This window comes from Kitasatospora sp. NPDC056273, assembly GCF_042268845.1.
Lineage (GTDB): Bacteria > Actinomycetota > Actinomycetes > Streptomycetales > Streptomycetaceae > Kitasatospora.
The window spans coordinates 1-12328 of sequence record NZ_JBHJSJ010000031.1; the positions used below are offsets into that span (position 1 = coordinate 1).

Below are 12328 nucleotides of genomic sequence, written 5' to 3' on the forward strand. Positions count from 1 at the left end.
GGCCGGAGAAGCTGCGCGGCCAGTCGGGGTTGGGCGCGAAGGAGAAGGAGTAGAGGTGCGAGGGCACGTCGCAGGCGCGCCCCCATCTGCCGTCAGGGGCCATCAGGCCCACTCCGGGACCGGCTCAGCCGTCCCCGCCCCCGGACTGCCGGGGCAGCGCCAGCGCCACCGTGTCCGCGAACTCCCGGACCGCGCTGGTCCGGCTGACCACCCGGCCGCTGTGCACCACCAGCCGGCTGTGCCCGCCCGCGAGCGCTCCGGCCAGGCTGTCCCCGCGCACCGCCAGCAGCTCCGCCGGGAACCCGGCGTCCACCCGGACGGGTGCCAGGCCGAGCGCCGCCCGGGCCTGGTTCGCCACCGCGTCGTACGCCGCCTCCGGGGTCAACTCCCCACCGGCCGCCAGCAGGTAGGCCGACTCCAGCGGATCCGCCCGGCCGACCGGGTTGGACGGGTCGCGCAGCGCCCCGCTGCCCGCCGCCAGCGGCACCCCGGCGGCCGCCAACTCCCGTACCAGGCCCGGCCGCAGGCCCGCCGAGCGGCCCTCCATGCCGGTGCAGCAGCCGTTCTGCGGCAGGCAGACCACCCGGACCCCGCTGGTCGCCAGCACCGTCGACGCGCCCCGGGGCAGCGCCCCGCACGGACCGAGCGCCACCCGGGGCCGCAGTGGGGCCAACGCCCCGGTCATCCGGGCGAGTTGGGCGGCGTCGCCGGCGCCGGTGTGCAGGTCCACCGGGCAGTCCGCCTCCCGGGCGGCCTCCAGCAGCAGCTGCACGTACCCGGCCGGGTCCGGGTCCAGCTCCGGGCAGCCGCCGGCCGCCGTGGCGCCCAGCTTGAGCGCCTCGCGCAGCTGCGCCCGCCCGTCCGCGCCGGCCCGTCCGGTGAGCAGCCGGGGCATCGCCACCGCCTGGAGCTCGGCCAGCCCGCCCAGCGCCTGCCGGGCGGTCAGCACCGCCTCCAGCCGGCGCAGCCCGTGCACGTCGCCGATCCGGACGTGGGTGCGCTGGGCGGTGGCGCCGTAGCCGAGCGAGGTCAGCGCGGCCTCGGTGACCCGGCGGGTGAGGTCGGCCGGGGTGTCCGGCGGCGGGGTGGGCAGGGCGGCGGAGAAGGCGGTGTCGTAGTGGGCGTGCGCCTCGGCGGGGGCCGGGAGCAGCAGGTAGCCGCGCAGGTCGATCCGGGCGCCGGTGGTGACGGTGGGCGCGCCGGGCAGGGCGGGCAGCGGGCCGAGGCTGCCGACGGTGCCGACCGCCTGGATCCGGTCGCCGCTGATCCGGACGTCCACCACCCGCCCGTCCGCCAGCCGGGCGCCGGTGAGGAGCAGGACCGGGCCGTGCCCGAGCGGGTTGGCCGCCGGGCCGGGCCCGGAGTGCGGCCCGTCGGCGGCTGCGCTGTCCATCGCCCGGCTCCTTCTCGGGCCGGCCCGTGCGGTCGGCCCCGTACGGCTGGCCCGTACCGCCGGCCAGCCCTCCCGATCAATGAGCGTCGAGCCTATGGGCCCGGGGGGCGGGTCGCCGGGAGGCGGGCAATAGTCGTATCGGGTCGGGCCGTGCGGCTCGCGGGCCGATCGAACGCCGGGCCTTGGATCGTCCGTCCGTACCCCTCGCCCACCTGCGGTCTTCGCCGCGGGATACGGATTTCACCTCCGGGCGCGAAACGTGTAATCTCTTCCTCGTTCGCCCCTATAGCTCAGTCGGTAGAGCGTCTCCATGGTAAGGAGAAGGTCTGCGGTTCGATTCCGCATGGGGGCTCTGGTGAGAAGCGGTCAGCTCCGGCTGTGCCGCGGATCACTGTGGCGGTGTAGCTCAGTTGGTAGAGCAAGCGGCTCATAATCGCTGTGTCACCGGTTCAAGTCCGGTCACCGCTACCCCGCGTAGTCGGTCGGGAGATCGCACTCCCGGTCGGCTACTCTTGTTGTGTTCTTATTCGTTGTCCAAGGAAGGCACTCCCGTGGCTGCCACCGACGTCCGCCCGAAGATCACGCTGGCCTGCGTGGAGTGCAAGGAGCGGAACTACATCACCAAGAAGAACCGGCGTAACGACCCGGACCGTCTTGAGATGAAGAAGCACTGCCCCCGCTGCAACTCGCACACCGCGCACCGCGAGACCCGCTGACCCTCTTGCAGGGCGACGGGCCTGTGTGAATTCAGGTCTCTTGCTCCGGGCCGCATCCCTCACAGGGGTGCGGCCCGGAGTTTTTTTCGTATCCACCCGCGTTCCGAGGAGCCGCCATGGCGCTCGACCCCTCCTTCATCGGGCGTAGCTACCCGCCCACCGAGCCGTACGAGGTCGGCCGGGAGAAGATCCGCGAGTTCGCGACCGCGGTCGGCGACGCCAACCCGGCGTACACCGACCTTGAGGCGGCGAAGGCGCTGGGGCACCCCGACGTGATCGCCCCGCCGACCTTCCCGTTCGTGATCACCTACCGCGCGGCCGGCCAGGTGGTCGAGGACCCGGAGCTGGGCCTGGACTTCAGCCGGGTGGTGCACGGCGACCAGAAGTTCGCCTACACCCGCCCGGTGCGGGCCGGTGACCGGCTGTCGGTCACGGTGACCATCGACAACATCAAGTCGCTGGCGGGCAACGACGTGCTCACCGTGCGTGGCGAGGTGACGGACGCGACCGGCGGGCACGTTGTGACGTCGGTCATGACCCTGGTGGCCCGGGCCGCCGACGAGGCGGGGGAGTGAGCGCGATGGCGATCGACTACGACGAGGTCGAGGTCGGCACCGAGCTGCCGGCGCAGTCCTTCCCGGTGACCCGCGACACACTGGTGCGGTACGCGGGGGCCTCGGGGGACTTCAACCCGATCCACTGGAACGAGAAGTTCGCCCTGGAGGTCGGCCTGCCGGACGTGATCGCGCACGGCATGTTCACCATGGCCGAGGCGATCCGGGTGGTCACCGACTGGGTCGGCGACCCGGCCGCGGTGGTCGAGTACGGCGTGCGGTTCACCCGGCCGGTGCCGGTGCCGAACGACGGGGTCGGCGCGGTGGTCGAGGTCTCGGCCAAGGTCGCCAAGAAGCTGGACGACCGCAGGGTGCAGGTCGACCTGCTGGCCACCACGGGCGGCCAGAAGGTGCTCGGCATGTCCCGGGCCGTCGTCCGGCTCGGCTGAGCGGCCCCGGGGGTCGCGGCGGCCGGGGTCCCGTACGGGATCCCCGGCCGCCGGCGCGGGCCTTGCGTAGATAGTGATTGGCCACTAACTTGGGGCCCATGGCGAAGTCGAGCATCCGGATGAGCGCGGAGGAGCGGCGCGAGAGCGTCGTCCGGGCCGCCCTGACCGAGTTCGCCCGGGGCGGGTACCACGGCACCTCCACCGAGGCGATCGCCCGCCGGGTGGGCGTCTCGCAGCCGTACCTGTTCCGGCTGTTCCCGAGCAAGCAGGCGATCTTCGCCGCGGCCGCCGAGCGCTGCGTCGAGGAGACCTGGCGGGTGTTCGACGAGGCCTCGGCCGGGCTGTCCGGTGAGGCGGCCGCGGAGGCGATGTCCACCGCGTACCTGGGCCTGGTCGAGAACGGCGACCAGCTCATGATGCAGATGCAGCTCTACGTCTCGGCGTCCGCGGCCAGGGCGGCCGGCGAGGACGAGGTGGGGGAGACCGCCCGGCTGCTGTGGGAGGACCTGTTCGACCGGGTCAGGATCCGGATCGGCGGCGGAATGAAGGACGCCACGCAGTTCTTCGCGTACGGGATGCTGATCAACACCCTGGTGGCGCTCGGCTATCCGCCGGACCACCGGATCTGGGCCGGCTTCGACGGGTGCGAGCCGCCCGAGTAGGCGCGCCGCCCGGATGGACGGGCCGCACGGGGTGTCCGTGCGGCCTCTTTTCGGCCCAAAGAAGTTATTGAGCAATAACTACCTAAGGAACCTGGGGGACGTCATGACGGAGAAACCTGCCATGGGCAGAGCGGCGGTCTGGACCCTGGTGATCGTCAGCGCGGCCAGCTTCATGGCCGCCCTGGACAACCTGGTGGTCACCACCGCGCTGCCGTCGATCCGCGAGGAGCTCGGCGGCGGACTGTCCGACCTCGAATGGACGGTCAGCGCCTACACCCTGAGCTTCGCCGTGCTGCTGATGTTCGGCGCCGCCCTCGGCGACCGCTTCGGCCGCCGCCGGATCTTCCTGGTCGGGCTGGCGGTCTTCACCGCCGGCTCCGCCGCGGCCGCGCTGTCCCCGGGCATCGGCGAACTGATCGCCGCCCGCGCCGTCCAGGGCACCGGGGCCGCGGTGATGATGCCGCTCACCCTCACCCTGCTCACCGCCGCGGTGCCCGAGGGCAAGCGGGGGATGGCCTTCGGCATCTGGTCGGGGGTCAGCGGCCTCGCCGTCGCCGCGGGGCCGCTGATCGGCGGCTCGCTGACCGAGCACTTCTCCTGGCAGTGGATCTTCTGGGTGAACGTCCCGGTCGGCCTCGTCCTGCTGCCGCTGGCCTACCTGCGGCTCGGCGAGAGCCGGGGCCCGGGCCGGGCCCTGGACGTGCCCGGAACCCTGCTGGTCAGCCTGGGGATGTTCGGCGTCGTCCTCGGCCTGATCCGCGGCAACCCGGACGGCTGGACCAGCCCGCTGGTCCTCGGCGCCCTGATCGGCGGCACCCTGCTGCTGGCCGCCTTCGTCCGGTACGAGCAGCGGGTCGCCGCCCACCCGATGCTGCCGATGCGGCTGTTCCGCAGCCGGGCCTTCTCCGCCGTCAACGCGGCCAGCCTGCTGATGTACCTGGGGATGTTCGGCTCGATCTTCCTGATCAGCCAGTACCTCCAGGGCGTCGGCGGCTTCAGCCCGCAGGAGGCGGGCATCCGGATGCTGCCGTGGACGGCGATGCCGCTGCTGGTCTCGCCGATCGCGGGCATCCTCTCCGACCGGATCGGCGGCCGGCCGATCGTGGTCGCCGGGCTGGCGCTGCAGGCCGCGGGCCTGGCGCTGTACGGCCTGGTGGTGGACGGGAGCACCGGCCTCGACTACGTCGCCCAGATACCGGCCACCGTGATCTGCGGGATCGGCATGTCGCTGTACTTCGGCCCGACCGCCCAGCTGGTGATGGCCAGCGTCCGGCCGCAGGAGCAGGGGATCGCCTCCGGCGCCAACAACGCGCTGCGCGAGGTCGGCGGGGCGCTCGGGGTCGCCGTGCTCGCGGCGGTGTTCTCGGGGCAGGGCGGCTACCAGTCGGTGCGGGCCTTCACGGACGGGCTGGTGCCCGCGCTGTACGTCGGCGCCGCCGCCGTCGGGCTCGGCGCGCTCGCCGCGGTGTTCATCCCGCGGCGGCGGAAGGCGCCGGTCGCGGCGGCGGGGGAGCGGGCGGGGGACCGGGCCGAGCCGGCCCGGGTCTGAACGGGGGCGGAGGGGAGGGGCCCGCCGACGGGAATCGCGTTCCGGTCGGCGGACCCCTCCCCCGTACGCTGGTGGGCGTGCTGGTAGAAAACGACGCCCCCCTCGCCCCGCTGACCACGCTCCGGCTCGGCGGCCCGGCCCGCCGCCTGGTGACCGCCCACACCGACGACGAGGTGATCGCCGCCGTCCGCGAGGCCGACGCGGCCGGCGAGCCGCTGCTCGTCCTCGGCGGCGGCTCCAACCTGGTGATCGGCGACGCCGGCTTCCCCGGCACCGTGCTGCGGATCGCCACCGAGGGCTTCGCCCTGGACGGCACCGCGCTGGAGGTCGCGGCCGGCGAGACCTGGTCCGAGGTGGTCCACCGCACCGTGCGCGACCACGGGCTGGCGGGCATCGAGTTCCTGGCCGGCATCCCCGGCTCCGCGGGCGCCACCCCGGTGCAGAACGTGGGCGCGTACGGCCAGGAGGTCGCCCAGTCGATCACCGAGGTGGTCGCGTACGACCGCACCGCCGACGAGGTCGTCACCCTCTCGAACGCCGAGTGCGGGTTCTCCTACCGGCACAGCCGCTTCAAGGCCGAGCCGGACCGCTACGTGGTGCTGCGGGTGCGGTTCCGCCTGGAGGACAACGACGGGCTCTCCACCCCCGTCCGCTACGCCGAGACCGCCTGGCACCTGGGCGTCGAGCCGGGCGCCCGGGTGGCGGTCGGCACGGCCTGGACGGCGGTGCTGCTGCTGCGCTCCGGCAAGGGCATGGTGCTGGACCCGGCGGACCACGACACCTGGTCGGCGGGCTCCTTCTTCACCAACCCGGTGCTCACGGCCGCGCAGTACGAGTCCTTCCGCACCCGCCCGGGCACCGAGGACGCCCCCGCCTACCCGGCCCCGGAGGGCTGCACCAAGACCTCGGCGGCCTGGCTGATCGACCGCGCGGGCTTCGGCAAGGGCTACGGCGGCGGCCCGGCGACGCTCTCCACCAAGCACACCCTGGCGCTCACCAACCGCGGCTCGGCCACCGCCGAGGACCTGCTGGCACTGGCCCGGGAGATCCGGGACGGGGTCCGCGCGGCCTTCGGGGTGGAGCTGGTGAACGAGCCGGTGATGGTGGGCGTCAAGCTCTAGCAGCGACCCTAGGCGGGTACGGCGGCCGCCTCCGCGGGGGCGCGGTCGCCGACCAGCCAGGCGTCGATGTCCGCCAGCAGCTCCTTGCGGACGGCCTCCGGCGCGACCGAGCCGCGCACCGACTGCCGTGCCAGCTCCGCGAGTTCGGCGTCGGAGAAGCCCAGCACGTCCCGGACCAGCTCGTACTGGGCGGCCAGCCGGCTGCCGAACAGCAGCGGGTCGTCCGCGCCCAGGGCGAGCGGCACCCCGGCGTCGAAGAGCCGGCGCAGCGGCACCTCCTCGGGGCGCTCGTAGACGCCGAGCGAGACGTTGGAGGACGGGCAGACCTCGCAGGTGACCTGCCGGTCCGCCAGCCGCTCCATCAGCCGGGGGTCCTCGGCGGCCCGTACGCCGTGGCCGATCCGGGCGGCGCCCAGGTCGTCCAGGCAGTCCCGGACGGACTCCGGGCCGGACAGCTCGCCGCCGTGCGGGGCCGCCAGCAGCCCGCCGTTGCGGGCGATCGCGAAGGCCCGGTCGAAGTCCCGGGCCAGGCCCCGGCGCTCGTCGTTGGAGAGGCCGAAGCCGACCACCCCGTGGTCGGCGTAGCGGACGGCCAGCCGGGCCAGCGTCCGGGCGTCCATCGGGGACTTCATCCGGTTGGCCGCGACCAGGACCCGGATGCCCACCCCGGTCGCCGCGGCGGCGTGCTCCACCGCGTCCAGGATCAGCTCCAGGGCGGGGATCAGTCCGCCCAGCCGGGGCGCGTAGGACGTCGGGTCGACCTGGATCTCCAGCCAGCGGGAGCCGTCCCGCCGCTCGTCCTCGGCGGTCTCCAGGACCAGCCGGCGGATGTCCTCCTCGTCCCGCAGCACCGAGCGGGCGGTGTCGTACAGCCGCTGGAAGCGGAACCAGCCCCGCTCGTCGGTGGCCCGCAGCCGGGGCGGCTCGCCGGAGCTGAGCGCCTCCGGCAGCCGGACGCCGTGCTTGTCCGCCAGCTCCAGGAGGGTGGCGGGCCGCATCGAGCCGGTGAAGTGCAGGTGCAGGTGGGCCTTCGGGAGGCCCCTGACGTCTCGCGGGTTCAACAGGCGTTCCATTCACCGATACTGCCGTATACGGCCCCTGAACGGGAACCGCCCCCTCTACATCCCCTGAAGGGGTGAAAGGGGGCGGTGCGCCGGGTGAAACCCTGGCGTCGGGTTGACGTCGGTGGACGGACCCGAGGTCAGTCGCGGGCCTCGCCGAGCAGCTTCTGGACCCGGCTGACGCCCTCGACCAGGTCGGCGTCGCCGAGCGCGTAGGAGAGCCGCAGGTAGCCGGGGGTGCCGAAGGCCTCGCCCGGGACGACCGCGACCTCGGCCTCGTCCAGGATCAGGGCGGCCAGCTCGGCGGAGGTCTGCGGACGCCGGCCGCGGATCTCCTTGCCCAGCAGGCCCTTGACCGACGGGTAGGCGTAGAAGGCGCCCTCGGGCTCGGGGCAGAGCACGCCCTCGATCTCGTTGAGCATCCGCACGATGGTCTTGCGGCGGCGGTCGAAGGCCTCGCGCATCTCGGCGACCGCGTCCAGGTCGCCGGCCACGGCGGCCAGGGCGGCGCGCTGGGCGACGTTGGAGACGTTCGAGGTGGCGTGCGACTGGAGGTTGGTCGCGGCCTTGATGACGTCCTTCGGGCCGACCACCCAGCCCACCCGCCAGCCGGTCATCGCGTAGGTCTTGGCGACACCGTTGACCACGATGCACTTCTCGGCCAGCTCGGGCAGCAGGGCCGGCAGCGAGGTGAAGGTGGCGTCGCCGTACACCAGGTGCTCGTAGATCTCGTCGGTGAGCACCCACAGGCCGTGCTCCAGCGCCCAGCGGCCGATCGCCTCGGCCTCGGCCTCGGTGTACACCGCGCCGGTCGGGTTGGACGGCGAGACGAACAGCACCACCTTGGTGTTCTCGGTGCGCGCGGCCTCCAGCTGCTCGACCGAGACCTTGTAGCCGGTGGTCTCGTCGGAGACGACCTCCACCGGGACGCCGCCGGCCAGCTGGACCGACTCCGGGTAGGTGGTCCAGTACGGGGCCGGGATGATGACCTCGTCGCCCGGGTCCAGGATCGCCGCGAACGCCTCGTAGATCGCCTGCTTGCCGCCGTTGGTGACGAGCACCTGGGAGGCGTCCACCTCGTAGCCGGAGTCGCGCAGCGTCTTGGCGGCGATCGCGGCCTTCAGCTCGGGCAGGCCACCCGCCGGGGTGTAGCGGTGGTTCTTCGGGTCGCGGCAGGCCTCGACGGCCGCCTCGACGATGTAGTCCGGGGTGGGGAAGTCGGGCTCGCCGGCACCGAAACCGATGACCGGGCGGCCGGCGGCCTTGAGGGCCTTGGCCTTGGCGTCCACGGCGAGGGTCGCGGACTCGGCGATCGCGCCGATCCGGGCGGAGACCCGGCGGTCGGCGGGGCGGATGGACTGGTCGGGCTGCGGGGTGGAAGCGCTCATGCCTGCATCGTCGCAGAACCGGGACCTACCGGGCATCGGGGTATCGGCATCCGTACGTTCCCGTCCGAATCGCGGCCCGACGGTCCGTCGGAAGGGGTCCCGCCGGACCGGACGTCCGCCGGGGGAGCGGCCGGTCCGGAAGAGAAGCCGGAAGAAGAAGTTCGACCAAACACCCCTCGACCACGTACACTCGCTGCTCGACGGCCCGCCGAGAACCGGAGCTTTCACCGCCTGTGCAGACAGCGGGGGGAGATACGGTAGGTTGGTCGCCACCGGAGCCGCGAGGCACCGTAGGGCAATAGCTCAATTGGTAGAGCACCGGTCTCCAAAACCGGCGGTTGGGGGTTCGAGTCCCTCTTGCCCTGCTGCTAGATCCGTTTTCAGCCCGTTCGCTCCACAGGAGTGAGCGGGCTTGATGCGGAGATGGCACCGATCAGCACCGCTAGCCGACTGGCCGCCCCCACCGGGTGCGCGGCGAAGCCGGCAGGACCCGGATTCAGGTGAGGACGAGTGACGGAGACCACGGGCTCCACCGCAACGCCTGAGAGCGGCAACCCCGAGGGTGCCGACGGCGCTGCCGAGATCGCATCGGCCGAGGGCGACAAGAAGTCCGGCAAGCAGAAGAAGTCGGGCAAGCGGGCCAAGAAGGGCCTGTTCGCACGGACCGCCCTCTTCTACCGCCAGATCATCGCCGAGCTGCGCAAGGTCGTCTGGCCGACCCGCGGCGAGCTCACCAACTACACCGCCGTGGTCGTCACCTTCGTGGTGGTCATGATGGCCTTCGTGGCCGGCCTGGACTACGGCTTCTCCAAGCTGAGCCTCCTGGTCTTCGGCTGACCGGCCGCCCCACCTCTCGAACAGCCTCCCGACCCGGGCCGATTACTCGGCCCGGGTCGAGCTGTCGGCGCCGGACGTACGCGCGGCTACCGTGGACTCGGTACTGTTGAAGTCTCCGAGACCTCACCTGGCGCCCGCGCGAGCGGCCGTCCGCCGGGCCGGTCGAGGAGCGCGCCACCTTCACCATCTCCAGGAAAGAAGCCGCCACCGTGTCTGAGTCCCCCCTGTACGACGCCGACGAGACCGTCCGCGAGGCGGATGGCGCCGCCGAGCTGGACGCGGCCGAGCCGGCTGACGACGCCGAGTCCGCCGAGCAGATCGTGGACGCCGCGGACAGCGACGAGGACGAGGTCGAGGCGTACGACGAGGCCGAGGCCGGCGAGCCCGCCGAGGAGGCCGCGCTGCACGTGGAGGGCGACGCCGAGGCCGAGGAGTCCGTCGAGGACGCCGAGGAGGCCGAGGAGGAGTCGGCCGACGAGGTCGACCCGGTCGCCAAGTTCCGCGAGGACCTGCGCTTCATGCCGGGCGAGTGGTACGTGATCCACACCTATGCCGGCTACGAGAACCGGGTGAAGCAGAACCTGGAGCAGCGCGCCGTCTCGCTGAACGTCGAGGAGTACATCTTCCAGGCCGAGGTGCCGCAGGAGGAGGTCGTCCAGATCAAGAACGGCGACCGCAAGACCATCCGCCAGAACAAGCTCCCCGGCTACGTCCTGGTGCGCATGGACCTCACCCCCGAGTCCTGGGGCGTCGTGCGCAACACCCCGGGTGTCACCGGCTTCGTCGGCAACGCCTACGACCCGTACCCGCTGACCCTGGACGAGGTCGTCAAGATGCTCGCCCCCGACGTCGAGCGCCAGGCGGCCAAGGAGGCCGGCAAGCCCTCGCCGATCAAGCCGAGCGAGATCCAGGTGCTGGACTTCGAGGTCGGCGACTCGGTCACCGTCACCGACGGTCCGTTCGCGACCCTCCAGGCGACCATCAACGAGATCAACCCGGACTCGAAGAAGGTCAAGGGCCTGGTCGAGATCTTCGGCCGGGAGACCCCGGTCGAGCTCTCCTTCGACCAGATCCAGAAGAACTAGTCATACCGTCTTCGGGTTCGGGGCGGGGGCGAGGAGCCTCCGCCCCGAACCCGTTTTGGTCCAGCGGCGCGGACGCGTTAGCCTGGTCCGATGTGTGTGCTGGCGGCCGGGTGTCGCCCCGGTTTCGCACGCACCAGCAATCACCTCTCGGAAGGACCCGGAGAGACATGCCTCCCAAGAAGAAGAAGGTCACGGGGCTTATCAAGCTCCAGATCAACGCCGGTGCGGCCAACCCGGCGCCGCCGGTCGGCCCCGCGCTGGGCCAGCACGGCGTCAATATCATGGAGTTCTGCAAGGCCTACAACGCTGCGACCGAGTCGCAGCGCGGCATGATCGTGCCGGTGGAGATCACGGTCTACGAGGACCGTTCCTTCACCTTCATCACGAAGACGCCGCCGGCCGCGCGCCTCATCCTGAAGGCCGCGGGTGTCGACAAGGGCTCCAGCGAGCCGCACAAGACCAAGGTCGCCAAGCTCACCAGCGCCCAGGTCCGCGACATCGCCACGACCAAGATGCCCGACCTGAACGCCAACGACCTGGACGCCGCGGAGAAGATCATCGCCGGCACCGCCCGGTCGATGGGCATCACCGTCGAGGGCTGAGTTCCCTTCTCGTCCCCTGTGGTAGGGCCCGCGCAGGCCCGTGACACCACAACTCCATTCATCATTCAGGAGCAGCCATGAAGCGCAGCAAGGCCCTGAAGGCCGCGGACGCCCAGGTCGACCGCGAGCGCCTTTACGCCCCCCTCGAGGCCGTCCGCCTCGCCAAGGCGACCAGCACCACCAAGTTCGACGGCACCGTCGAGGTCGCCATGCGTCTGGGCGTCGACCCGCGCAAGGCCGACCAGATGGTCCGCAGCACCGTGATCCTCCCGCACGGCACCGGTAAGACCGCTCGGGTCCTGGTCTTCGCGACCGGCGAGCGTGCCGAGGCCGCGCGTGCTGCGGGCGCCGACATCGTCGGCTCCGACGAGCTCATCGACGAGGTCGCCAAGGGCCGCCTCGACTTCGACGCCGTCGTCGCCACCCCGGACCTCATGGGCAAGGTCGGCCGCCTCGGCCGCGTGCTCGGTCCCCGTGGCCTGATGCCGAACCCGAAGACCGGCACCGTGACCCCGGACGTGGCCAAGGCCGTGAACGAGATCAAGGGCGGCAAGATCGAGTTCCGCGTCGACAAGCACTCGAACCTGCACTTCATCATCGGTAAGGCCTCCTTCACCGACGAGCAGCTGGTCGAGAACTACGCCGCCGCGCTGGACGAGGTGCTCCGCGCCAAGCCGTCCGCCGCCAAGGGCCGCTACATCAAGAAGACCGCGTTCTCGACCACCATGGGCCCCGGCGTCCTGGTGGACCCGAACCGCACCCGCAACCTCCTCGCCGAGGAGGACCCGGCCGCGGTCTGAGCCCCAGTGCTCTAGAGCAGTCCGTACGACGGGCCCGTACCCCCTTCACCGGGGGTGCGGGCCCGCCGTCGTTCCCGGGGAAGGAGCCGGTACGGGGCCCGGCGCGGGCCG

13 protein-coding genes and 3 tRNA genes are annotated in these 12328 nt (G+C 72.1%); 13 read left to right on the top strand and 3 right to left on the bottom strand.

All coding sequences use genetic code 11. From position 1 onward, the window contains the following. Positions 1–124: 124 nt before the first annotated feature. Positions 125–1393 carry a hydrolase gene (locus ACFCY1_RS25110; RefSeq protein WP_074003979.1) on the bottom strand — a complete coding sequence of 423 codons (1269 nt, stop codon included), beginning with the start codon at positions 1391–1393 and terminating at the stop codon, positions 125–127. 279 nt (positions 1394–1672) lie between these two features. On the opposite strand from ACFCY1_RS25110, the gene ACFCY1_RS25115 reads away from it, so the two are divergent. The 8 genes from ACFCY1_RS25115 to ACFCY1_RS25150 all read left to right on the top strand — a co-directional run bounded on the left by ACFCY1_RS25115 (position 1673) and on the right by ACFCY1_RS25150 (position 6444). Beyond that, positions 1673–1745 (top strand) — tRNA-Thr (locus tag ACFCY1_RS25115). A gap of 43 nt (positions 1746–1788) precedes the next feature. Continuing rightward, positions 1789–1861: transfer RNA gene (locus ACFCY1_RS25120), tRNA-Met, on the top strand. An 83-nt stretch (positions 1862–1944) separates the two neighbouring features. Beyond that, positions 1945–2109 carry a 50S ribosomal protein L33 gene (rpmG, locus tag ACFCY1_RS25125; protein ID WP_006604855.1) on the top strand — a complete coding sequence of 55 codons (165 nt, stop codon included), beginning with the start codon at positions 1945–1947 and terminating at the stop codon, positions 2107–2109. 116 nt (positions 2110–2225) lie between these two features. Next, on the top strand, positions 2226–2684 hold the full coding sequence (locus tag ACFCY1_RS25130; RefSeq protein WP_049651991.1) for a MaoC family dehydratase N-terminal domain-containing protein: 459 nt from the start codon (positions 2226–2228) through the stop codon (positions 2682–2684). A gap of 5 nt (positions 2685–2689) precedes the next feature. After that, positions 2690–3112, top strand: coding sequence for a MaoC family dehydratase (locus ACFCY1_RS25135; protein ID WP_049651990.1), 423 nt, complete (start codon positions 2690–2692; stop codon positions 3110–3112). Between the two features lie 98 nt (positions 3113–3210). Beyond that, positions 3211–3774, top strand: coding sequence for a TetR/AcrR family transcriptional regulator (locus ACFCY1_RS25140; RefSeq protein ID WP_234348396.1), 564 nt, complete (start codon positions 3211–3213; stop codon positions 3772–3774). 103 nt (positions 3775–3877) lie between these two features. Then, a complete protein-coding gene (locus ACFCY1_RS25145) occupies positions 3878–5323 on the top strand; it encodes an MFS transporter (RefSeq protein WP_375876143.1) in 1446 nt (481 codons plus the stop codon). Positions 5324–5400: 77 nt separating this feature from the next. Further along, positions 5401–6444 (top strand): UDP-N-acetylmuramate dehydrogenase, encoded by a 1044-nt coding sequence (locus ACFCY1_RS25150; RefSeq protein ID WP_375876144.1) that lies wholly within the window; start codon positions 5401–5403, stop codon positions 6442–6444. Positions 6445–6452: 8 nt separating this feature from the next. On the opposite strand, the gene ACFCY1_RS25155 is transcribed toward ACFCY1_RS25150, so the two are convergent. Together ACFCY1_RS25155 and ACFCY1_RS25160 are read right to left on the bottom strand one after the other, a co-directional pair. After that, complete coding sequence (locus ACFCY1_RS25155; RefSeq protein ID WP_049651987.1) at positions 6453–7517, bottom strand: adenosine deaminase; 1065 nt, start codon at positions 7515–7517, stop codon at positions 6453–6455. A 128-nt stretch (positions 7518–7645) separates the two neighbouring features. Further along, positions 7646–8893, bottom strand: coding sequence for a pyridoxal phosphate-dependent aminotransferase (locus ACFCY1_RS25160; RefSeq protein WP_375876145.1), 1248 nt, complete (start codon positions 8891–8893; stop codon positions 7646–7648). Positions 8894–9185: 292 nt separating this feature from the next. Here ACFCY1_RS25160 and ACFCY1_RS25165 point away from each other — a divergent pair. The 5 genes from ACFCY1_RS25165 to rplA all read left to right on the top strand — a co-directional run bounded on the left by ACFCY1_RS25165 (position 9186) and on the right by rplA (position 12217). Further along, a tRNA-Trp gene (locus tag ACFCY1_RS25165) sits at positions 9186–9258 on the top strand. A 145-nt stretch (positions 9259–9403) separates the two neighbouring features. After that, entirely contained in the window at positions 9404–9730 is a 327-nt protein-coding gene (secE, locus tag ACFCY1_RS25170) for a preprotein translocase subunit SecE (protein WP_049651985.1), read from the top strand. 209 nt (positions 9731–9939) lie between these two features. After that, positions 9940–10815: a transcription termination/antitermination protein NusG gene (nusG, locus tag ACFCY1_RS25175; RefSeq protein WP_375876146.1), complete on the top strand. Its 876-nt coding sequence runs from the start codon at positions 9940–9942 to the stop codon at positions 10813–10815. A gap of 167 nt (positions 10816–10982) precedes the next feature. Continuing rightward, complete coding sequence (gene rplK / locus ACFCY1_RS25180) at positions 10983–11417, top strand: 50S ribosomal protein L11 (RefSeq protein ID WP_049651984.1); 435 nt, start codon at positions 10983–10985, stop codon at positions 11415–11417. Between the two features lie 77 nt (positions 11418–11494). Beyond that, positions 11495–12217 (top strand): 50S ribosomal protein L1, encoded by a 723-nt coding sequence (gene rplA, locus ACFCY1_RS25185; RefSeq protein WP_049651983.1) that lies wholly within the window; start codon positions 11495–11497, stop codon positions 12215–12217. The last annotated feature ends 111 nt before the right edge of the window (positions 12218–12328 follow it).